Below are 20,111 nucleotides of genomic sequence, written 5' to 3'. Positions count from 1 at the left end.
GACCAATGAAAACAAAGGCTGCACAATTCTTTTATTTAGTTTTGGCCTGCTTGGTCACAGGCAGCGGGTTGTTCATGAGTTTTATTGTGGCTCCCGTGGTTTTTTCCAAATTCCCTAAAGAAACGGCCGGGGAGATTACAGGTTCCCTTTTTCCGGCTTATTTTGCGGTGCAAATCCTCTCACCCGCCCTCATTCTCGTGATTCTCGTTTTGGTGTTACACAAAAGAATTTTGTTCCAGAAAATGACCTTGTTATTTTGTTTTTTACTGATGTTCTCAGGGCTCGTGAATTATTTTTATATTCTGCCAAAGGCCAAGGCTTACCGGGTGGATCCGCTGCGGAAGGAGGAATTCCGCAAAGTGCATGGGCAGAGTATGATATTAAACCTAGTGGCGGTTATCTCATCGCTGGGGATGGTCTGCCTTATTCCGAATGTATTGTCAGGCCTTCAATCCGGGAAGAGTCCCCTTCCTCGGATAAAGGATGAATAAAACGGGCCGTGACTTCGCGGGTGGGAACTTCGACCTCCATCGGGCGGCCTAAGAACTCAAAAAGAATCCGTATCCTGTCCTTAGCAGGGATCAGAGACGAGACTAAGGCCCGGCAGCTTTTGAAAGCCCCTTCATTAATCGTTACTTCATCACCGATCTGAAAGGATGACTCCACTTGCTTGATTTCGGTGGTGCCGATATGGAGCCGCAGCTCCTCGATAATCATCGGGGAGACTGTCGCGTATTTCCCTCCGAAATGGACGATACCAGACACCCCGTGGCCGCTTCGGATCATCGTCAGTAGCGGGGCCGGATCAAACTGGGCAAAGATATAACCCGGGAAAAGAGCCTCGACAAAAACCCGTGCGCCCCGGCTCGTGGCTTTGCGGTATTGAATGCGCGGGGCAAACACCTCCACCCCGGAAATGGTTTTGAGGAATCCCGCGGCAATATGCTCATGTTTATTCTGCGTTCTCAGGCAGAACCAAGGCAAATCGTTTGTAAAATTAAAGGCGACCATGGTTTAGACCTTGAGAAATTTTAAAACCCAGGGCATGAGTTTGCCTGCCCTGCTGTGCCAGCCACGAAGCCTCTCGATTTTGTGTTGGTAGAATTTTCTTTCCTGCGCGGGGGCTTCTTTGACCAGTTGATCCAGGCGGGCCAGTTTTGATTCGGCCCCTTCCACATGGGGTTGGAGCTGTTCCTTGAGGAATCCGGATACTAGCTTTTTGAGCTCTGTCTCGGGGGTGTAATGGTCCCGGCGGTCTCCGGGGATATAAACCGCACGCACGGCCCCGAAATTTCGGAGTTCCTTGAGCCCCTGGCTCGTGGCTCCTTTGCTCAGGCTGAGGCGGTCCATAATCGTGTCCATGGCCAGTGGGTCTTTGGAGATGTAAAGGAGACCATAGATTTCCCCCAGAGATTTTGGTAATGCGGCCACCTGGGCGAGTTTGACAAAAACCTCCACTACTTCTTTTTCGAGGTCGCTTAAGGCAATGCGGGCACGCTCGACAGGAGGAGGGGTGATTCTGTTCAGGGCCGCCATGACCCTGAGCCTATCAGTTTATTCGATTTGTTCAATAAAAAATGAACAAAATATTCCCAGCCGGTTAGAATTCCAGGCGTTTGGTATTTTCGGGAAGGGTCGATGGTAAACCGTTGGCCTTAAGTTCCTGCTCGAACCATTGAAGGGAGCGCAGGTCGCCGTGGACCAGGATGGTATTACGCGGTTTGAGCGTCTTGATGAGTCCCATGATATCATTCCGGTGGGCGTGGGCCGTGAAATCAAATTGATCTACATGGCAAAGGATGTCTTGGGGTTTGCCTCCGGCCTCACCGAGGATCACGGGTTGTTTATTTTTTGATGCCTTTAAAAGTATGCCTCCCGGGGTTTCGGAATCGACGTAACCCACAAAAAAGATGGCGTGGTCGCGCTGGGTAATAAAATATTCCGCCGCCGTATAAGCAGGAGTCATTTCCGTGAGCATGCCCGCTGAGATGGCGAAGATCGTGGGGCGATCGGTTTTCCACCAGGTGGTGCGGTCCCGGGGGATGATCTCCGGCTGGAAATGCTCAAAAATCGAGAAGGAATCCATCAGCCGGGTTTCATGTTCCCGGTATAAGTCATAAACCAGTGAGATTTGTTTACCCATGCCCCCGATCATGACCGGGTAATCCGGCAATGCTCCGGAGGTCATGAGTGTCTGCAGGATGCCGATGACTTCCTGTTGTTTACCTAGGGCGAAACACGGCAGTAAGACATTGCCGCCTTTCTCGAGGATTTTGTTCAGGGCTTGTGCCAGTCGTTGGATCTCCCCTTCACGGTAATTTTCCCCGCTTGAGTCCGTGAGACCGCGGGTACCCTCGATGATTAATGTATCCAGAGGGCCGACCCCGGACAAGTCAGCCTTTTTCATGAGCGATTGATCGGCGAGATTAATATCGCCCGAATAAAGCACGCGTTCGTGACCCGACTCAAAAAGAAAGGAGGCTGAGCCAAGGACATGCCCTGCATTGAGGGGGGTTACCTGGATTACTTCGTTCCGCCCCCGCCTCTGGAGGTCCCAAGAGCGATTCATGCGTAGTGGCCGCCATGATTTTTCCTGACGGTCGATCTCCCGGTGAGTGAAAAGGGGATAGTCAGTGATCCCGCTCCTCTGCCTTTCTTTCATCATGATATTGCAGGAATTATGCAGCATGATCGAGGAAAGTTCGGCGGAAGGTTCCGTCATATATACTTCAGCCGATGGGAAGATGCGTTGGGCCACGGGTAATGCCCCCAAGTGGTCCATGTGACAATGGCTCATGAATATATAGTCCAGATCATCGGCATCCGGAATATCGAACCTGGGCAGGGCTTGTTTTCCGTCTTTTTTAGGATGCAGCCCGCTGTCCAAAAGGATATTCACCCCTGACATCTCTAGGAGATAACAATTTGACCCGATTTCATTTCCGCCAGTGAGATTTGTGAAATGCATTAGGCAACGACCGCTTTTTGGATGATTTCGACTTCATAACCCTCCGGGGCATCCAGAAAAGCGAAGATTGTCCCTGTGGAAGATTGTGTCGGGCCGTCAGAGAATTGATAACCCTTGGCATTAACCTCTTTTTCAAAGGCGACGATATCATCCACATTAAAAGCCAGATGGGTCAGGTCGGCTTGGACTGCGACGGGGCCACTGGCGGGGAAATAACATAATTCGATTAACTCTTCGCTATGCGGGGCTTTCAGGAAACATAACTCGGAGCCGCGTGGGGATTTATGGCGGTGGGTCTCGATCAGGCCTAATGCATCTTTGTAGAAGTGAACGGTTTTTTCCAGGTCATTGACGCGGTAACGCGTGTGATTGAGTTTTGTCACGGGCATGGGATGATCCTTTGATTAAATATTTTTTTTTAACTTTTTTAAAGTTCGGCTAAAGGGAAATGTTCCCCGTCCTGGGCGACTTTCCCGCCCCAAGAGATGACTTTTGCTTTGGCCCCGGCCATTTCGGCTTTTTCAATATTCCCATCTTTATTATAGGCAAGGGAGAGGGTGGTCCAAGTTACTTGGGTATTTGGGTCTAGGTGGGCGGCCATTTTAGCGGCTTCCACTGCCTCTTTGGGGCGGTTGGTTTTAATATAAGCCATGGCAAGGGATTGCCATCCGTCGATAAACCCGGGATTTAACTCCACGGACTGGCGGTAAAGGGTGGTTGCCTGCTCCAGATTTCCTACGGCCACTTCGCCATTGGCTTCGTCGTAAAGTTCCTCGTAATTCATTAGTGCGCAATTTGCACGGGATTACGGGCTATGTCGATTTTTTTTCTTCCCCAGAGCGGGCGGGGATCGGCTTACGCGGTCAAAGAGGCCTCATTTTCCAGAACTAGGTCGTCCACGAATTCTCCTTTGCTTTGGGGAAGGCGGGGAATGAATTGATAAGAGGGATCGGTTTTTGTTTTTTTATGGATGTCGAGGATTCCTTGCCAGGTCGCCCAAAGGCCGTGCGGGGCGGGAGGCAGATCGTGCTCGATGGCCTTGCGCAGTTTGGGCAGGTTATAAAAAGGGACTCCGGGATACATGTGATGCTCGATGTGGTATTGCATATTCCAGTAAAGGAAACCCGGGAGCCAGGAACAAGTGTAAGTGCGGCAACAGAGGCGGAAGTCGGGAACATTTGGGGACATACCATAATGTTGGGGCGATCCACATAAAAATCCCAGCCACGTGCAATACATTGAGCCGAAGTTAAAAACGAGGATCAGAAACCAATTCCCCGTGGCGATAAAGAGGGTGGCTAAAACAAGGTGTCCAATCAGCTGGAACCGGGCCCAATTTGCATAGTCCTTGCGCATTTTTTTATCTTCCTCTGGCAGGACGAAATTATTCCAATCCCCGTCCACAATTCCCTTTGCCCGGCTTATCGTTGCTTTAATGATATTGTAGGGGGTGCGGGGATCGATGGCGAGGATGCCTAACCAGAATGGCCAGTTGCGGAAGTTAAAAGACTGCGGAAGCGTAACCTCCCCGTCGTAGTCACTATGTACGGTGACTTGGTGGTGTTTGACATGGCTGGGGCGGAACCAAATAGGGTCGCTCCAGCTGAGGAAGGAATAAACCTTAAGGAAAAATTCATTCCATAATTTTGATTTGAAGGGGGTCTTATGGCAAAGCTCGTGAATAGCAACCAAGCCCAAAAAGGGCCCTTGGGTCCCGTGGACAAAAAGAGCCAATAAGAGGAGGGGGATAGCCCAATACCAATTGGTCATTTGGATATTCAGGAATGCCGCGTATGCCAAGAGCCCTGTGGCGATAAAAAAGCCGAGTTGCAAGCCGACTTGCATGAAGCCATGCCAGTTATCTTGTTTTATGAGTGCGCTCATGACCTTTTTATCGACCTTGGTCCTGTACCAGTTGATTTTAGCGTTTTTTTGGTATTTTGGTTTAATCGTTTCCATAGAATAGTTTTTTTAAAAAAGAGTGTTTGTTTAGTGAAAAGTTTTTCGGTGCGGAGTTTAGCCCAAAAGACAGATGATCATTTGGCAGCAGGATGAGAAGGCACCCGCGTCCGGATTTTTGGAGTGTATTTGGTTCATGGTTTTTTGAGGGATGATACAAGATATAATCAGGAAAATTTTTTGGAATGGCAAAAATACTCAAAAACATATATAAAATATTCATTAATGTCAAAATCTCCCTCTACGATTAAAAAAAGAATCCCCGAGTTTGATATCCAGACGTATGGAGCGGGAATCGCTCTGTACCAGCCGGGTGATGTTTTCGGGCCCCATCTTTTCACGAACTATGAATTTGTCTGGATTATGGAGGGAGACGTGGTTTGGGAGGTCGACGGGATAAAATATAAAACGCCGGAGAATAGCCTTTGCTTGATGAAACCGGGGACGGTGCAGTCGTTTTTTTGGGATGAGAAAAAGCAGAGCCGCCATGCCTACTTTATCTTTTCATTTGCGCACGGACGTGAATATTTCCCCCCCGATAAGGATATCCCTCTGATCCGTACGATGGAGGAAAATGATATTTTCAAACCTTTTTTCCGGCATATCCTCTGGATGATTGGTCAAGGCGACAAAAAGAACCCAAAGCAAATCTCAATGGCAGTGACATATCTTATGGCACTTTTTATCTCGGGGGTGGCTGATGCCGCCGAGGATGTCGGGCAGGCGTATCCTGATGCGATCATCTCGACCTTGCGTTATGCCCGCCGCAAATGGGAGGATGGGGTTTTGCATTTGCCGAGCTTGGAAGAGCTCGCCAGGCATTCGGGTGTTTCACGGGCCCAGCTTTACCGGCATTTCATGAAGCATTTCGGGATGGGGCCATTGACGGCGATCCGCCATATCCGCCTCGAGGAAGCATCCTTGCGCCTTGTTCGTAATACACACAATATCAAACAAATTGCCGAAGAGACCGGGTTTTCAAGTGCCTACCATTTTTCAAAAGCCTTTAAGGATGCCTATGGTCTCTCCCCTAAAGATTTCAGGAAGAGGGTTCTTTCAGGGCAGACGGTCAGGCCACTGCCGAAGCTCGTCCAAGTCCGCCATATGAAACGGATTTTGCTGGAGAACTAAACCGCGCGACCGTTTTTGCTGGCTTTTTTGAAGCGTTCAAGGGCGATAAGCCGCTCCCGGTCGTGATCAACGATGGGGAACGGGTAATCTTTGCCGATCGTGCAATTTGCTTCCACTTGAACGGATAAAGAAGCTTCCCAAGGGCAATGAATATATTTGTCAGGCAATTTGCCCAGTTCGGGACAATATTGACGAACGAATGTCCCCTCGGGGTCCCACTTCTGACCTTGGCTCACGGGGTTAAAAATGCGGAAGTATGGCTGACCATCCGCCCCGGTGCTCGCACTCCACTGCCACCCCCCGAGATTCTGGCTCAGATCGTAGTCGAGTAACTTGCGTGCGAAATAACGTTCCCCCTGTTTCCAGTGGATATGCAGGTCTTTAGTGAGGAAACTCGCTGTAATCATGCGTAAACGATTATGCATGAACCCGGTCTGGTTCAGCTGGCGCACCGCTGCATCCACAATGGGGTAACCCGTCCGGCCTTCGCACCACGCCGCAAATTGCGCGGCGACCGCCGTGTCTTGATCCGGATCGTTCCATTCGACAGACTCGAATTCCGGGCGGAAGGCGTGCTGCTGGGTTTTAGGGAAAAAATGAAGGATGGCGTTATAGAATTCCCGCCAGACGAGTTCATCCACCCATTTTTTTGCGCCCGCACTGTCACGGGCGAGGGCGGTGCCGACGAGTTCACGAATCGAGAGGGTGCCAAAACGAAGATGGGTCGAGAGGGTGCTGACCCCTTTTTTGGCTGGCCAATCACGCAGTTCCCCATAACGGTCGATCCGGGCCAGAAATTCCGTAAAAAGTTTTTGTCCTTCAGCAGTTCCTCCCTTGAGCTGGAGGTCAGTGGGCTCGAACCCGATGTCATGGAGTGTATTGTAAGGGCTGCTCTCGGGGAGTGATTGAATAGGAGCTAAGGCATTCGAGAATTTTTCCAAGGTAGGATAAGCCTTTAGGAAAAAACTTTTATTTTCATCAAGCTTCATATACCAAGCATTTTTATAAGGGGTATAAACCCGCTGGGGTGTTCCAGCCTTGGTCAGGACTTCCTCCTTCTCAAAGATGACATGGTCTTTGTAAGAGAAAAATGGAATTCCGGCGCCCGTACAATATTCCCGGATATGTTTGTCGCGCTTGATCCGGCGCGGTTCATAATCATGATTTGTGTGGATGGAGAGGATTTTGCCTTTCTGCGCAAGTTGCGCGAGGAATGCCGGGACTGCCTCGGAGGCCTTTCCATAACGGACAACAATTCCGCTGTGGTGTTTTTTGAGGGTTTCCGTCATTTCTTGGATGGATTGCCAGATGAACTCCACCCGGCGGTCGGCGCGGTCGGGTAATCGGTCGAGTATCTCCCGGTCGAAGCAGAAAAATGCGACACAATTTGCCCCGGCCTTTGAGGCGGCACGGAGTGCATGGTAGAAAGCGGCATTGTCATACAGGCGTAGATCGCGCCGGAACCAGCAAACAGTAAAATCCATAGTTTCCAAATTAACGTGGATTTTCACTTATGCAAATTGCCTGAGGGCAAGTATGATTCATCCCGGATTTTATAAATCAGAATATTCGGAGAGGGTGCACCGGCCTGTTTTTGATACCAAGGGCTGGACTCGATCGCGCTGAGTAATGACGGGCTGATCAGGTTTAATCCCGCTGGCATGTTTTTGGGGATGGATGCAGATGGTACGGTAATAAAATAAACTGGGCGTTTGGCTTTGATTTGCCTGAGTAATCTGGGCAGGTCATTTTCACCGAAGTCATAAGAAAGGATAAGGGTATCCTGAGCCCGAGCAGATTGATTTTGGAGCAGGTAATAATTCAAGGTACTCCGGCTCAATGATGGCACCGAGCAACCGACCATAATCCACCGCTTTGCACATTCAGGCTGGGCGGCGGTCATATTGATTAACTTGATGATTTCCTTTTTCTTTTCGTCGCTGCGCTCGAGTCTCAAAGGGTATTCGCCTACCCCTTTTGACCCAGGATATTGATTAAAGGAATAGGCTTGGATGTAGATGTATTGGATGAAAAACAAGGCCAGCAGGCAATAGGCGGGGAGACGGCCCTTGAGGAAGTACACAAATCCTGCAATCAAAAAGCAGGCATAGGGAAGGATAGGTGTCAGGAAACGGCTCATTTCATTGGCCTGTGAAGAGTGGGTCACAAGCGCGAATAAAAAGGAGGCCATACTCATCATCCAAACTCGAAAAATAGGAGAGGATGCCGGGGATTGATGGTTTTTCCAGCGCTTGTGGAGTCGTGACTTTATATTTTTACGCTGGAGAAAGATCAAAATGATAACGAGCAAAACAAAGATGATTATCGTATTTCCGGTGAAGTAACATTTGCCAATGGCATTCAACCAAAAGCCTGTTTTATCCAGGAAAGATCCGGCTGACCCGTAGATAGCACCCGTTTCTGCCTGAGCGGTGATCTGGACAAATAACCATAAACTTTCGAGATTTTTGGTTATCCAGAAAGCACCGAGGAATCCGGTTAAGACCGTAAATATCATCACGGCATAATCAAGGGCGTAAAGCTTTCCTTGCGACCATTGCCGGGGGTTTCTACGAATGACCGAAAATAAATGATACGCAATAGAGATGAGGGGAATAATCGAATAAACAGGGAAAGTGACTTTCATCAGGCATCCCCAGAGGGTGGCTGCGGCGGTGTGCCAGAAAATGCGGCGGATGGGCCATTGATCCATGCGGCTCAAGATATAAATGAGCCAGCATACGGCCATCATTTGGGGGGCCTCCACCAAAAACTGCTGGTTCATCCCGAGAAAAAGCGGGCTGGCGGCGACGATCAAAGGGCAAAGGAAGACCAGAGGTTGGTTTCCGGGGAAAAGGGTGCGGGCGCTCGACCAGATAAAATACAGGGAAATACCCGATATCAAAATGATGATGGTGAGGAAGACATGATCATGGTTTCCCGTGAGGTCGCCGAGGGGTGTAGCAAATTGCGCAAGCCAAGGAAGTCCTGGCGTTTTCAGGCGCAGGGTCAACATCATGGCATCCCACCAGTCTAAAGGGGAGGTGATGAAATATTTCCAGAGCCAGATCGAATAATACCCGTAGTCAGCCTGGTCCCAAGGCCATACCCTCCGGTCAAGACAAACCCAAATCCATGGAGGCAAAAGTAGGAAAAAACAATAAACAACCCCGGTTTTTTTTGTGATGGAAATATCCGGCGGTTGTCTGAGCGGGTGCATGCGGTCTAGGTATAGGGCATGAAGGAGGAAAGTACCGTAGGGGGAATATCCTGTAGTTTATAATCCTTCGCAGAGACAAACATCAGGGACTGTTCACCCTTGCCGATAGTATGACCTTCCGTATCCACGATCTGGTGCTCCATCGTGACGAATTTCCGATTGAAACCCGAGACACGGATTTTGACAAAAACTTTCATGAATTCTTTGGTCTCGCGCACGAACTTGTGGTTGAACTCACGGGTCAGGATGAAATACTCCGTATTCTTAACATCGAACTCCGGCATGACATAGGCAAAGAAAAGCTCCCGTGTCTTACCCACCCAGATGGCGTAATACGCAAAATAGACATTACCCACGGAATTTGTGTCCGAGTAAGTCGTGGTGAAAGTGTAGCAGAACCATTTCCCGTCGAAGAATGTCGATGAACCGGGTGTGCCAACGGGTGTGACGACACCGGTATTGACGGGGGCGGAGGGCGTAAGAGTCTGGGTGGCCAAGGTAGCGACCTCCTTGGAAACGTTCTCTTTAAACTCCACGAGTTTATCTTTCATTTCCCCGATCGGGATCAATTGGTTTTTCGCCACGAGGATCAATCCGACAACCAGTGGCAGGGCCGAGGCCACAATCATCAGCCAGGCATGTTGACCCCCGCTAAAGTAGCCTAGGGCAAAAATCGCTATGGCCACTAATCCAACGGAGAAAACCGGCATCAGGGATTTCTGCAGGTGGAAATTATTATAGATGGAAGCAAAAAAGATCACGGTGAACCCCACAAAAAACGTGGCGTAAAGAACTATGAAATATTCCAGCTCGAAAGGGGGAATATCCGGGACGAGGTTTGGCGCCACTGCCGTAGTGACCCCCGCGATCCCAGCGAGAAGAGCGAGGGGAATCGGTGAGGTGAAAAGACTTTTTGGAAGGAAATTTAACAGGATATTCTGGCTGGTTTTGATATTTTCCGAGAGGTACCACTTTGTGGCTAGGTAGGCGCTGTCCAAGGTCGATATAATCGCGAGAGCGATGAATCCGAGGTAACACCACAAGCCAAAGGCCAAAGAACCTTTGGAGTTAGCGACAAAATAGGAGGTGATTATTGATTTCGCCTCCACGAGTCCGCTGGACATGGGCGGGATAAAGTCCGCACCCATTTGGGATTTTACCCAGAGGGCCAGGAGTCCGTGGAGAATGATTAACCCGAAAAAGATGATCCCGCCACCGATGTAACATTTGAAGATCGAGCCACCCTCCCGGTGGATCTGGATCGCCCGTTGCCACTGCTGCAGGTCCAGCCATGGCCCCGCCATCAGCCCGATGACAATCGGGATAATGTAACTCAGGTAAAAGACCGTATTCAGCGGGTAAACCCCTTCGGAAAAACTTCCAGAACTAAAGGCATCCGAGTCAGGCATGACCCGGAAGAGGTAAATAGCCCCTAAAAGCAGCAGGATCACCAGTAAATAAATCCCGTGAATGAATTTTATCCCGGCAATGTCGAACTCGTCACCCACCCATAAGGCGATTCCTAAAAAAAGAATGGCGACAACGATCAGAGAGACTTGCACCGGCAGGATGGCGTATTTGAGTAACGCAAAAACACAGAGCGCGACCGCGACGACCTGGTAAAAGAGGAAAATGCCCCGGAATTTTTTTGAATGTTTGATGAAGGTATTAGAGAAATTATCGGCTGACCCCTCCTTTTTGGCGATCTTTTGGGTGTAATATCCGAATAAGATCAACCCGAGGGAATTCGGGATCACAAAACCCAAAAGGCCACCAAGCCCGAACATAATGCTGATTTGCACGGAGAAAAAGAGGCCAAGTCCCCATAACCATGACAAAGCGATAGATGATGACCAAAGAAATCCATTAAATTTTCTCATAAGAAGACTGTATCATTCCTAACGCCTCTTTTTCTGTCAACTCGCTTTCAATTATTCTATCATTCTGTTTTAATCGGTCGATGGACAAAAATTCAAAAATCTTTGTAGCCGGACACCAAGGATTAGTGGGTAGTGCCTTGGTAAAAGTGCTTAAAGGTGACGGATTCAACAACTTGCTCCTCAGGACAAGGGAAGAACTCGACCTAATGGATCAAAAGGGAGTTTTCGACTTTTTTTCACAGGAGAAACCGTCCTATGTCTTTGTGGCGGCCGCAAAAGTCGGCGGAATCAATGCAAATAGCTCTTATCCCGCCGATTTCCTCTACATGAATCTCCAGATCCAGAATAATATTATTGAAGCTTCCTACCGCAGCGGCGTGGACAAATTGCTCTTTTTGGGTAGTTCCTGTATCTACCCTAAAAAACCCCAAATCCCCATCCGCGAGGAAGAGCTACTCTCCGGGCCGCTCGAACCCACCAATGAATGGTATGCTATTGCCAAAATCGCAGGCCTCAAAATGTGCCAGGCCTACTGGAAACAATACGGGTGTAAATTTGTCAGCGTCATGCCGACGAATCTCTATGGCCCGGGGGATAATTATGATTTGCAGAATTCCCACGTGCTCCCGGCCATGATCCGGCGTTTCCATGAGGCGAAAACCGCTGGCAAGGATTCCGTGACCCTCTGGGGGAGCGGTTCACCCAAAAGGGAATTCCTCTACAGTGAAGACCTCGCCCGTGCTTGTCTGGTAGTGATGGAAAAATATGAGGTAAATGAAACGATTAATATCGGGTGTGGTGATGACATGACCATTAAAGAGCTCGCCGAGACGGTCGCATCCGTCGTGGGGTTTGAGGGACGGCTGGAATGGGACACGACCAAACCAGACGGCACCACGCGCAAATTGCTCGAAAGCTCGAAAATCTTCGCCCTCGGCTGGGCTCCTTCCGTCACCCTGCGCGATGGTATCGCCCTCGCCTACGAAGATTTTTTGAAGAGGTTTGCCCGAGATTAAATCAACCCTGTCGACCGTCGTGATAGGGCAAGCGACCACTCACTTGCCACGGGCGGGGGAAATTCACCACGAAGGTCACGAAAGGCACGAAGGAGCAGGGGGAGGCGGAAGTTAAAAGTCGAAAGGGGGGGTGCAGGAGGCGGAGTTTTTTTCCCGACTGGAGGGACAAGCTTCCGCTTGTCCGAGACTCAGGGACAAAACCAGAATTTGTCACGGTCTCTGTCGCCCTATCAACTGAGCACCGATCACCTCGCACCTAGAATATCCTGCCCTCGGGGTTCCCGCCATGCCGTTCGAGAAAATCTCGACCATCCATATTCCCTCTTCTCTATCCCTTCGTGATATTCGTGGTGCAAATTGCTCCAGACGGCATTCGGCAATGGGGCTTGATCGGCCTACAACTGAGCACCGAGCACCGAGCACGTATCAGGGCATCAAATCAGATGAAAATGATCTTCTGGATAGGTTTTTGTTTGGAAAATTAATTGGCTTCTTTGGCCGCTTTAGAAAAAGATCATAACCACAGGGGTTATTTTCTTTTTTTGTATTTTTCAACCCGTTCGGTTTTACCGGTGCGCGGTTGTCTGAGCAAAAGGAAGCAGACTGGATCCTTGTTTAAAAGATCGGGATAGAGAAACAAGGGACAGCTAAATACTTAAAAACCATCCAAAAATATGAAACTTAAAAACACACTCCTCAGTACTCGCCGCATGCTTTCCATCGCGGTGATGGCGGCAGCCGCCCAAGCATCAGCAGCGGTCGTCTATAACGACATTAGCATCATCGATTCGTTTGGGACGACACCTTTAGTCGGCGCGCCAACGATCCACACCTTCAGCGTCCCTAACGCGGATAGTTTCTTGATCGCCAAATTCAACTTCGGCGGTATTAGGAATGAGAACTTCTATCAATTCAGTGGCTCACCCACCCGCACGTTTTTGAACCGCAGCATCATCAACAGCCTCTACTATGCACAATCCCTGAGTGTCGGGCAAATCTGGAGCGACTTTGCGATAATCGATGAAAATCAATGGGCAAACGCTTCCTCACTAACCACTACAACGTTCGCAACTCCGGGCACTGCGACCGACTTGCGCGCAGACCCGACCTATATCCCGTTCTATGTCTTGGACAATACGGATAATCAGAAAAGGTATGGATACATCAAGCTGGCTACGACCCAGAGCGGATCCGGTGCCGGGGCGACTCTCACGCTGAACCTCGAGGGCTGGGCCTACGAGACCAGTGCCAATACATACATCGCCATGGGAGCGGGTGCAGTTCCAGAACCCTCGACATACGTAATGATGGCGGTGGGACTCGTGATGAGCGCCTACGGCCTGAAAATCAGCCGCCACAGAAAAAAACAAGTTCATTGTAATGAGTAATGAGTGCTAGGTGGGCAGAATGTGTAGGGCAAGTGGCCCTCACTTGCCACGGGCGGGGAAAATCACCACGAAGGTCACGAAAGGCACGAAGGAGCAAGGGGAGGCGGAGTTTTTTTCCCGACTGGAGGGACAAGCTTCCGCTTGTCCGAGACTCAGGGACAAAACCAGAATTTGTCACGGTCTCTGTCGCCCTACAGAAAAAGAGTTTCTCGCGAAGGACGCAAAGTTTTTTTATGCACGGGGAAATTCACCACGAAGGTCACCAAGACCACGAACGAAGATGTGATAGGGTGGGTCGAGAAAATCTCGACCGTGATCGAGGGAACTCGGGGGGTGGGATTTGTCCGTTCGGCCCGGACGCGGTGGATCTCGGCCCTCCAGTCGGGGAAAAAACTTTGCGTCCTTCGCGAGAAACTTCCCGCCAGAGGCAAGTACTCAAAGCTTTTTTCCTTCGCGGCATTTGTGAAGAGCGCGGGGATTTGCGTAAACAGGAGTGAGTATTATACGGGTCGGTAACGCCCGTGGGCGGCGAGGGTGCATTTGATTTCCATGTAGGAATAGTCTGGGAGCAATTCTTTGACCGAGCGCAGGGTGGTGACTTCAGACGGGGCTTTGGCGAGGATGATGCCTTGGCGTTCGAGCGGGACGAGTGAGTCGATACTCAGGCCCGGGGCTTTTGTCGCCAGCAGGCGGGCCATGTGATCCTCGATCGTCGTCAGGTTCATATCCCTGATTTTAGCGATTTGCGCGAGGGTAGACCCCGTTTTGAAAAGGCGGAGGGTCTCCTGATAAGTGCTCCCGGCCGGAGAGACTGTTTTTTTAGTGGCAGGGGTTTTACCAGTGGAGGCCTCGGGCAATTTGCTGCGGGAAGGAGCTTCGTGGAGTGAGGGCCAGCAGAGGCGCGGGGTGGTCTTGCCGCGCATGACGGATTCCCCATCGGGGGTGAGGTTGACGACGGGGTATTGGCCACCGGAGCTTTCGATGAGTCCGGCTGTTTTGAAGGTATCAAAAAGGTTATGCAGATAATTTTTAGAAAAACTTTTCAGGAGTCCGTAAGTGGACAATTCATCGAGGCGTGCGTCGAGGACTTCCTTCGAATGGCTGCCCATGAGGACCTGGATAATCCGTCCGGCCCCGAAACGTCCTGCCCATGATCCGTCCTCTTGGCGAGTGCACATCCGTGCCACAGCACTGAGAGCTTTGCGGGTGGTTTCGGTTTCTGTGGAGGTGCCCTCTCGGATGACCTGGACGCGCCCAGAGGCGCAGACGTCGCATTGGCCACAGGGCTCGGTATCGCGTTCCCCAAAATAATCGAGGATGAATTGCTGGCGGCAGACACGGGAGTAGGCGATAGCGACCATTTTATCGAGCTTGGCAAAATCGCGGGCGGCTTTGACCTTGAGGGCTTGGTCATCGAGGTCGAGGGCTCCGGCGGTGGTCTCCGGCTTGAGGAGTTTTGTCCCCTTCACGCGCTGGCCGGGAATGTCGTAACGCTCGATATACCCCCGGCGGTCGAGGAGGGCCAGAGCGGAGCCCAGGGCCATGTCATTTTTCAGGTTCGGGATTTTTTCAGCCATGTCGGCAAGGGAGAGCTGGACATCATGGCCGGGCTGGGCGCGTAGCCAGATGTAAATATCCCGGATTAACTCAGGAGAGGGATTTGCGCCCTCGATAAAAAACTCCTGCGTGCGGGTATCGGCGTAGTTAAAGAGTAAGACACATTCGCTGGGTTCCCCATCGCGGCCGGCACGCCCGACCTCCTGATAATAAGCCTCGATACTACCGGGGATGTCGAAGTGGGCGACGAAACGCAGGTCTCCGCGGTCGATGCCCATGCCAAAGGCATTTGTCGCCACGGCGATCGGGACCTCGCGGGAGATGAATTTCTCTTGGGCGGCTCTGCGTTGCTCATCGGGGAGTCCGGCATGGTAAGCGGTGTGAGCGATGCCTTCGTTATGCAGATGAGCGGAGATTTTCTCTACATTTTTGCGGGTGGCAGCGTAGATGATGCCTGTTTTACGTTCGCTGGCGAGTTTTTCGATGGCTTTGAGTTTCTCAGCGACGGTGTCTGTATCGACGATCGACAAGCTCAGATTCGGACGCTCGAATCCAGCGATGAATTCCGCAGGTTCCCGCAGTGCAAGTTGCTTCACGATATCACTGCGGACATCGGGGGTGGCCGTCGCAGTCAGGGCGACGATGGGCGGGCGGCCGATCTCCTCCATGGCCCGCCCGATGCCGAGGTAATCCGGGCGGAAATCATGGCCCCATTGGGAGACGCAGTGTGCCTCATCGACGGCGACGAGGCTGAGCCGGACACTTTTGAGGGCATCGACAAAGCTGCGGTGGCGGAAACGTTCCGGGGCGATGTAAACGATTTTGTATTCCCCGCGGATAATGGCATTGATACGGTCGCGTTGTTCGGCGGGGGTCAAGGTGCTATTGACCAGGCAAGCATCGATGCCGCGGCGGGCGAGGGCATCGACCTGGTCTTTCATCAGGGCGATCAAAGGGGAAATGACCAAGGTGAGTCCTTCGAGCATGAGAGCGGGGAATTGGTAACAGAGGGATTTACCCCCGCCGGTGGGCATGACTACGAGGGTATCACGGCCGGAAAGGACAGAAGCGATGATCTCCTCCTGCTCATCGAGGAATTGACGGAAGCCGAATCGTTTTTCGAGGGTTTCGTATGCGAGGGGGGTGAGCATGGTCTGGTGAATGAGGCAGCTTTGGATTGTCGCCCCGGTGCGTTTTGCCGGGTTCGTTGATTGTATTTTTTTTTAACCCTGTGGTCCGGGTTGATCCAGGCGTTTGAGGGCTTGTTCATTGACGGCGGGGAGTCCCTCAGCCCGGCTGACGGTCATGTGCATGTCGCGGAGGTGACCGTCTTCGAGCCCGTAGATCCAGCCGTGGATGGTGAGGTCCTGATCCCTGAGCCAGGCATCTTTGACGATGGCGATATTCCGGTGGACAAAGAGTTCCCCAGGCATCAGGCCGACGATTTCATTAGCCGGGACTCGGCTGTCTGAGCAGGCGATCCAGAGGTATTCGGGGGATTGCTGGCGGGAGAGTTGCTCCAAAAAAACGGGATGTCCCCGGGTGATCGCCTCCGCCCATTGGCGGTTGTTTTCGAGGAGTTTTGTCAGATCATCCATTGTGGGTGCAAATTGTTTAGGGGTTAATAAAAAAATCAGGGACAGGTGTGATATAACCGGAAATCGGGTCTACCCAAAAGAGTTTTTTTAGGGGGGATCAGCAAGCTAATAGAACACAAAAGAATGTTGGCAGGATCAGGGCATGGTGTTAGCTTGTAAAACTTCCCCCCCCCCCGTATGCCTAAAATACTTACGCAAAAACTCCTGCCTTGGATGAGGCGCAGCCCCTTCTCGATTGGGCTCATCGGGGGGGTAATTGTATTCCTGACTACGACAGCGGGAATCCTGAATATCTACCAGAGTGCGCTGAATGCCCGGATGCAATTCACCCGGGCGAACCTTGTCCAGGTCGCGGCATACTTGGCGCAGGAAATTAATCCGGCCCTGATCGGGAAGCTGGAAAATCCGGCCCGATTCAAATCTCCAGAGTACATGGCTGCGATTGAACCCATGCTCAAAGTCCATAAATTCAGTAAAAATATCAGTTACATGTATGTTTGCGGGGTTAAGGATGGGAAAATCTTTTTTATTCTGGATACGGCACATTTCCCCGATCGTATCGAGTCGAGTCGGAAGCTCACAGCCTCCACCCTTCTGCAAGATTATCAGAAGCCCCCTCCGGAAATCATGGAGTGTTTCCAGACTGGCACAGTCCTTACGACAAAAAGCTTTTACCATGACGAATACGGCACATTCCTGAGTGTATTTGCCCCGGTCAAAGACCCATCCGGACGGATCGTCGCGGTGCTCGGGATGGACGTCGATCGTGCCGATTATAATAGATTGATCTCCCCGCTGAGGAAGATGATGTACTCGGGTATCATGATCGCTACATTGATCAGTGCCGTGACAGCGTGCCTGATCGGATGGCTCTCCTCGAAATCAATCAGCCTCTACCGCAGGCTCGGGATGGAGCAGGCCCTTATCGTCAAGGATCGTGAATTAATCGGCGCTACACTCAATAGCTCGGCTGACGGGATCATGACCTTTGAGTCGATCAGGGATGAGTCAGGGGGGATTATGGATTTTAAAATCCTGCTCGTCAACGATGCCGCCGCCCGGCTCACTGGACAATCTAAGGATCAGCTCGTGGGCGCGCGGCTCCTGTCCCGGTTCCCGGGCATTAAAACCGAAGGCCTCTTCAAAAAATACTCTAGGGTAGTGGAAACAGGACAGCGGACGGATTTTGTCCATCAATACATCCACGAAAATATCGACAAATATTTCCACACCGTCGTGACCAAGCTCCATGACGGATTCGCCGTGGCTTTCACGGATATTACCGAGTCCAGGCGCATGGAGAAGGAAATCAAGGGCATCCAAGAACGCTGGGAGCTCGCTCTCGCCGCCAATCAAGACGGGGTCTGGGACTGGAATCTCCTCGATCATACCGTATTTTTCTCACCCCAGGCGATGGAGATGATCGGGTATCCCCCCTCCGACCAGCCCATGCCGATCAAAGAATGGACAAAATTCATCCATCCTGACGACTGTGCCAAAGTGGAGCATGATCTCCAGCTGCATTTAAAAGGGGTCACACCGATATATCAGAATGAACACCGCATCCGCCACGAGGATGGCACCTATATCTGGATCCTTGACCGGGGGAAAGCCCTCGTGGATGAGTCCTCTCAACCGGTCCGTATGGTCGGGACACACACGGATATTACCGCGAGCAAATCGCTTTTAATCGAGCTGGCACAGGCGAAGGATGCCGCTGAAAATGCTGACAAGGCCAAAAGTGAATTCCTCGCTGTCATGAGCCATGAGATCCGTACCCCGATGAATTCGGTCATCGGTTTTGCTCAGTTACTTGCCGACACACCCTTAGAGAAACAGCAGAAGGAATTTGTCGGCAATATCGTCTCCAGTGGTGAATCACTGCTGACGCTGATTAATTCCATCCTAGATTTCTCGAAAGTCGAGAGTGGTACCCTCGATCTGGAAAAGAGCCCCTTGAATCTCCATGATTTGATCGAAGGGGTGCTGGACACCGTTTCAGCCACTGCCTCCCAGCAGGGTACGGAGACGGCCTACGCCCTCGCCCCGGATATGCCGGAGTGGTTCATCGGAGACAGTCACCGCCTACGCCAGATCATTTTGAATCTCGTGAGTAATGCCGTGAAATTCACCACAGGAGGATCGGTAGTCGTCTCGGTAGCCTATGATCGTGGGGGGACACCCGAGAGTCTGCCTGTGAGAATCGCGGTCAAAGACACTGGGATCGGTATGACTCCCGAAACGGTCTCCCGGCTCTTTGCACCCTTCACCCAGGCCGACTCTTCCACGACTCGGCGTTTCGGGGGGACAGGTTTAGGACTCGCGATCTCACGGAAATTCGCCCGGTTGATGGGGGGCGATATTTTCGTCGAGAGCACTCCCGGTAAAGGCTCGACTTTCACAGTGTCTATCCCGCTTTGTCCTGACCATTCCCCTAGCGAGAATAATGATGCCACTACGGAAATATACCAGGCCTTGTCAGGGAAAAATATCCTCATTGTGGATGATCTGGAGATGAATCGCCATTTGCTCTCCCGGATATTGAGCCATTGGTCTATCGGTAGCTTGTTGGCGGCCTCGGCCAGTGAGGCCATGGACATCCTCCAGTCCCCGCCGTGCCGGATTGATTGTGTCATTACTGATATGATGATGCCGGAGATTAACGGGATCGAGCTTTCCCAGCGGATAAAAAATCTGCCCGCCGCAGCCGGAATCCCTTTGATCCTCTTATCCTCCGCAGGGGATAAGTCCGACGTTATTAGGGATAATAAATCCCTTTTTGTGGAAACCCTTTCCAAACCCGTCCATTACCGCAGCTTGATGAATGCCCTTTGTAAAGCCTTCGGCATCGCCCTGCCCGGCGATGGATACATCAAGACAGGGGATCGGATGAATGAGTCCTCCTTGAGAATTACTTTTGAGGGTATGGGACTCAAAGTCCTGCTCGTGGAGGATAATTATATTAATCAAAAAGTCGCCTTGATCATGCTCTCGAAAATGGGCCTCGATGTCACGCCCGTTACCGATGGTAGTGAAGCCGTCGAGAAAATCCTCTCGACGCCTTTTCACATTATCCTGATGGATGTGCAAATGCCCGGTATCGACGGATGGGAAGCCACACGCCAGATCCGTGCCAAATGGAAAAAAGAAATGGGTAATCCCCCCTACATCATCGCCCTCACGGCAAATGCCCTCGTCGGCGACCGGGAGAGATCCCTCACCTCCGGCATGGACGACTACCTCTCCAAACCCGTGAGATCCCAAGACCTCGCCGAGGCGATCGAACGCTACCGCAAGCATGCTTTGATCCGACCCGCATGAGGATGATTGAAGGGGGAGCGTGCGGTGCTGATATTATTATTTACACAATGTTGTATAAATTTTATTAATCCTA

Annotated in this window: 16 protein-coding genes; 5 read left to right on the top strand and 11 right to left on the bottom strand. The window is 51.2% G+C overall.

All coding sequences use genetic code 11. The annotated features are described in order from the left end of the window. Positions 1 to 5: 5 nt before the first annotated feature. Positions 6 to 491: a DUF4149 domain-containing protein gene (locus SGI98_12410; protein ID MDZ4744204.1), complete on the top strand. Its 486-nt coding sequence runs from the start codon at positions 6 to 8 to the stop codon at positions 489 to 491. On the opposite strand, the gene SGI98_12405 is transcribed toward SGI98_12410, so the two are convergent. From SGI98_12405 to SGI98_12380, 6 genes are all read right to left on the bottom strand, one after another. Continuing rightward, complete coding sequence (locus tag SGI98_12405) at positions 424 to 1,011, bottom strand: transcription termination/antitermination NusG family protein (protein ID MDZ4744203.1); 588 nt, start codon at positions 1,009 to 1,011, stop codon at positions 424 to 426. The genes SGI98_12410 and SGI98_12405 overlap by 68 nt on opposite strands. A 3-nt stretch (positions 1,012 to 1,014) precedes the next feature. Continuing rightward, the gene (locus SGI98_12400; GenBank protein ID MDZ4744202.1) at positions 1,015 to 1,536 is read right to left on the bottom strand and encodes a hypothetical protein; all 522 of its coding nucleotides are present in this window, start codon (positions 1,534 to 1,536) and stop codon (positions 1,015 to 1,017) included. 64 nt (positions 1,537 to 1,600) lie between these two features. Then, the gene (locus tag SGI98_12395; GenBank protein MDZ4744201.1) at positions 1,601 to 2,968 is read right to left on the bottom strand and encodes an MBL fold metallo-hydrolase; all 1,368 of its coding nucleotides are present in this window, start codon (positions 2,966 to 2,968) and stop codon (positions 1,601 to 1,603) included. Then, positions 2,968 to 3,357 carry a VOC family protein gene (locus tag SGI98_12390; protein ID MDZ4744200.1) on the bottom strand — a complete coding sequence of 130 codons (390 nt, stop codon included), beginning with the start codon at positions 3,355 to 3,357 and terminating at the stop codon, positions 2,968 to 2,970. Before SGI98_12390 ends, SGI98_12395 begins: the two co-directional genes overlap by 1 nt. Before the next feature lie 38 nt (positions 3,358 to 3,395). After that, entirely contained in the window at positions 3,396 to 3,752 is a 357-nt protein-coding gene (locus SGI98_12385; GenBank protein ID MDZ4744199.1) for a tetratricopeptide repeat protein, read from the bottom strand. Positions 3,753 to 3,823: 71 nt separating this feature from the next. Next, positions 3,824 to 4,927 carry a fatty acid desaturase gene (locus SGI98_12380; GenBank protein MDZ4744198.1) on the bottom strand — a complete coding sequence of 368 codons (1,104 nt, stop codon included), beginning with the start codon at positions 4,925 to 4,927 and terminating at the stop codon, positions 3,824 to 3,826. Between the two features lie 225 nt (positions 4,928 to 5,152). Between SGI98_12380 and SGI98_12375 the strand changes: the two genes are divergently transcribed. After that, positions 5,153 to 6,058 (top strand): AraC family transcriptional regulator, encoded by a 906-nt coding sequence (locus SGI98_12375; protein ID MDZ4744197.1) that lies wholly within the window; start codon positions 5,153 to 5,155, stop codon positions 6,056 to 6,058. Here the strand turns inward: SGI98_12375 and SGI98_12370 are convergent. From SGI98_12370 to SGI98_12360, 3 genes are read right to left on the bottom strand one after another with little or no spacing between them, the layout of a single operon-like run. After that, entirely contained in the window at positions 6,055 to 7,542 is a 1,488-nt protein-coding gene (locus SGI98_12370; GenBank protein MDZ4744196.1) for a deoxyribodipyrimidine photo-lyase, read from the bottom strand. The two genes, SGI98_12375 and SGI98_12370, sit on opposite strands and share 4 nt — an antisense overlap. Positions 7,543 to 7,565: 23 nt before the next feature. Then, positions 7,566 to 9,278, bottom strand: coding sequence for a hypothetical protein (locus tag SGI98_12365; protein MDZ4744195.1), 1,713 nt, complete (start codon positions 9,276 to 9,278; stop codon positions 7,566 to 7,568). Between the two features lie 5 nt (positions 9,279 to 9,283). Further along, positions 9,284 to 11,158, bottom strand: coding sequence for a hypothetical protein (locus SGI98_12360; protein ID MDZ4744194.1), 1,875 nt, complete (start codon positions 11,156 to 11,158; stop codon positions 9,284 to 9,286). 80 nt (positions 11,159 to 11,238) lie between these two features. On the opposite strand from SGI98_12360, the gene SGI98_12355 reads away from it, so the two are divergent. Both SGI98_12355 and SGI98_12350 read left to right on the top strand, forming a co-directional pair. Beyond that, entirely contained in the window at positions 11,239 to 12,174 is a 936-nt protein-coding gene (locus SGI98_12355; GenBank protein MDZ4744193.1) for a GDP-L-fucose synthase, read from the top strand. Positions 12,175 to 12,848: 674 nt separating this feature from the next. Further along, positions 12,849 to 13,562, top strand: a complete 714-nt coding sequence (locus tag SGI98_12350) for a PEP-CTERM sorting domain-containing protein (protein MDZ4744192.1) — start codon at positions 12,849 to 12,851, stop codon at positions 13,560 to 13,562. 500 nt (positions 13,563 to 14,062) lie between these two features. On the opposite strand, the gene SGI98_12345 is transcribed toward SGI98_12350, so the two are convergent. Together SGI98_12345 and SGI98_12340 are read right to left on the bottom strand one after the other, a co-directional pair. After that, the gene (locus SGI98_12345) at positions 14,063 to 16,270 is read right to left on the bottom strand and encodes a RecQ family ATP-dependent DNA helicase (protein MDZ4744191.1); all 2,208 of its coding nucleotides are present in this window, start codon (positions 16,268 to 16,270) and stop codon (positions 14,063 to 14,065) included. Positions 16,271 to 16,342: 72 nt separating this feature from the next. Continuing rightward, positions 16,343 to 16,717, bottom strand: coding sequence for a carbonic anhydrase (locus tag SGI98_12340; protein ID MDZ4744190.1), 375 nt, complete (start codon positions 16,715 to 16,717; stop codon positions 16,343 to 16,345). Between the two features lie 177 nt (positions 16,718 to 16,894). On the opposite strand from SGI98_12340, the gene SGI98_12335 reads away from it, so the two are divergent. Then, positions 16,895 to 20,038: a response regulator gene (locus SGI98_12335; protein MDZ4744189.1), complete on the top strand. Its 3,144-nt coding sequence runs from the start codon at positions 16,895 to 16,897 to the stop codon at positions 20,036 to 20,038. The last annotated feature ends 73 nt before the right edge of the window (positions 20,039 to 20,111 follow it).

Source organism: Verrucomicrobiota bacterium (genome assembly GCA_034440155.1).
Classification (GTDB): domain Bacteria; phylum Verrucomicrobiota; class Verrucomicrobiia; order JAWXBN01; family JAWXBN01; genus JAWXBN01.
Note: the sequence above shows the minus strand (reverse complement) of the source record. Positions and strands in the feature narration are given on the sequence as shown.

Bases quoted from the DNA above. Each gene is read 5' to 3' on its own strand.
- SGI98_12410 (MDZ4744204.1), top strand. From the start codon at position 6: ATGAAAACAAAGGCTGCACAATTCTTTTATTTAGTTTTGGCCTGCTTG.
- SGI98_12405 (MDZ4744203.1), bottom strand. From the start codon at position 1,011: ATGGTCGCCTTTAATTTTACAAACGATTTGCCTTGGTTCTGCCTGAGA.
- SGI98_12400 (MDZ4744202.1), bottom strand. From the start codon at position 1,536: ATGGCGGCCCTGAACAGAATCACCCCTCCTCCTGTCGAGCGTGCCCGC.
- SGI98_12395 (MDZ4744201.1), bottom strand. From the start codon at position 2,968: ATGCATTTCACAAATCTCACTGGCGGAAATGAAATCGGGTCAAATTGT.
- SGI98_12390 (MDZ4744200.1), bottom strand. From the start codon at position 3,357: ATGCCCGTGACAAAACTCAATCACACGCGTTACCGCGTCAATGACCTG.
- SGI98_12385 (MDZ4744199.1), bottom strand. From the start codon at position 3,752: ATGAATTACGAGGAACTTTACGACGAAGCCAATGGCGAAGTGGCCGTA.
- SGI98_12380 (MDZ4744198.1), bottom strand. From the start codon at position 4,927: ATGGAAACGATTAAACCAAAATACCAAAAAAACGCTAAAATCAACTGG.
- SGI98_12375 (MDZ4744197.1), top strand. From the start codon at position 5,153: ATGTCAAAATCTCCCTCTACGATTAAAAAAAGAATCCCCGAGTTTGAT.
- SGI98_12370 (MDZ4744196.1), bottom strand. From the start codon at position 7,542: ATGGATTTTACTGTTTGCTGGTTCCGGCGCGATCTACGCCTGTATGAC.
- SGI98_12365 (MDZ4744195.1), bottom strand. From the start codon at position 9,278: ATGCACCCGCTCAGACAACCGCCGGATATTTCCATCACAAAAAAAACC.
- SGI98_12360 (MDZ4744194.1), bottom strand. From the start codon at position 11,158: ATGAGAAAATTTAATGGATTTCTTTGGTCATCATCTATCGCTTTGTCA.
- SGI98_12355 (MDZ4744193.1), top strand. From the start codon at position 11,239: ATGGACAAAAATTCAAAAATCTTTGTAGCCGGACACCAAGGATTAGTG.
- SGI98_12350 (MDZ4744192.1), top strand. From the start codon at position 12,849: ATGAAACTTAAAAACACACTCCTCAGTACTCGCCGCATGCTTTCCATC.
- SGI98_12345 (MDZ4744191.1), bottom strand. From the start codon at position 16,270: ATGCTCACCCCCCTCGCATACGAAACCCTCGAAAAACGATTCGGCTTC.
- SGI98_12340 (MDZ4744190.1), bottom strand. From the start codon at position 16,717: ATGGATGATCTGACAAAACTCCTCGAAAACAACCGCCAATGGGCGGAG.
- SGI98_12335 (MDZ4744189.1), top strand. From the start codon at position 16,895: ATGCCTAAAATACTTACGCAAAAACTCCTGCCTTGGATGAGGCGCAGC.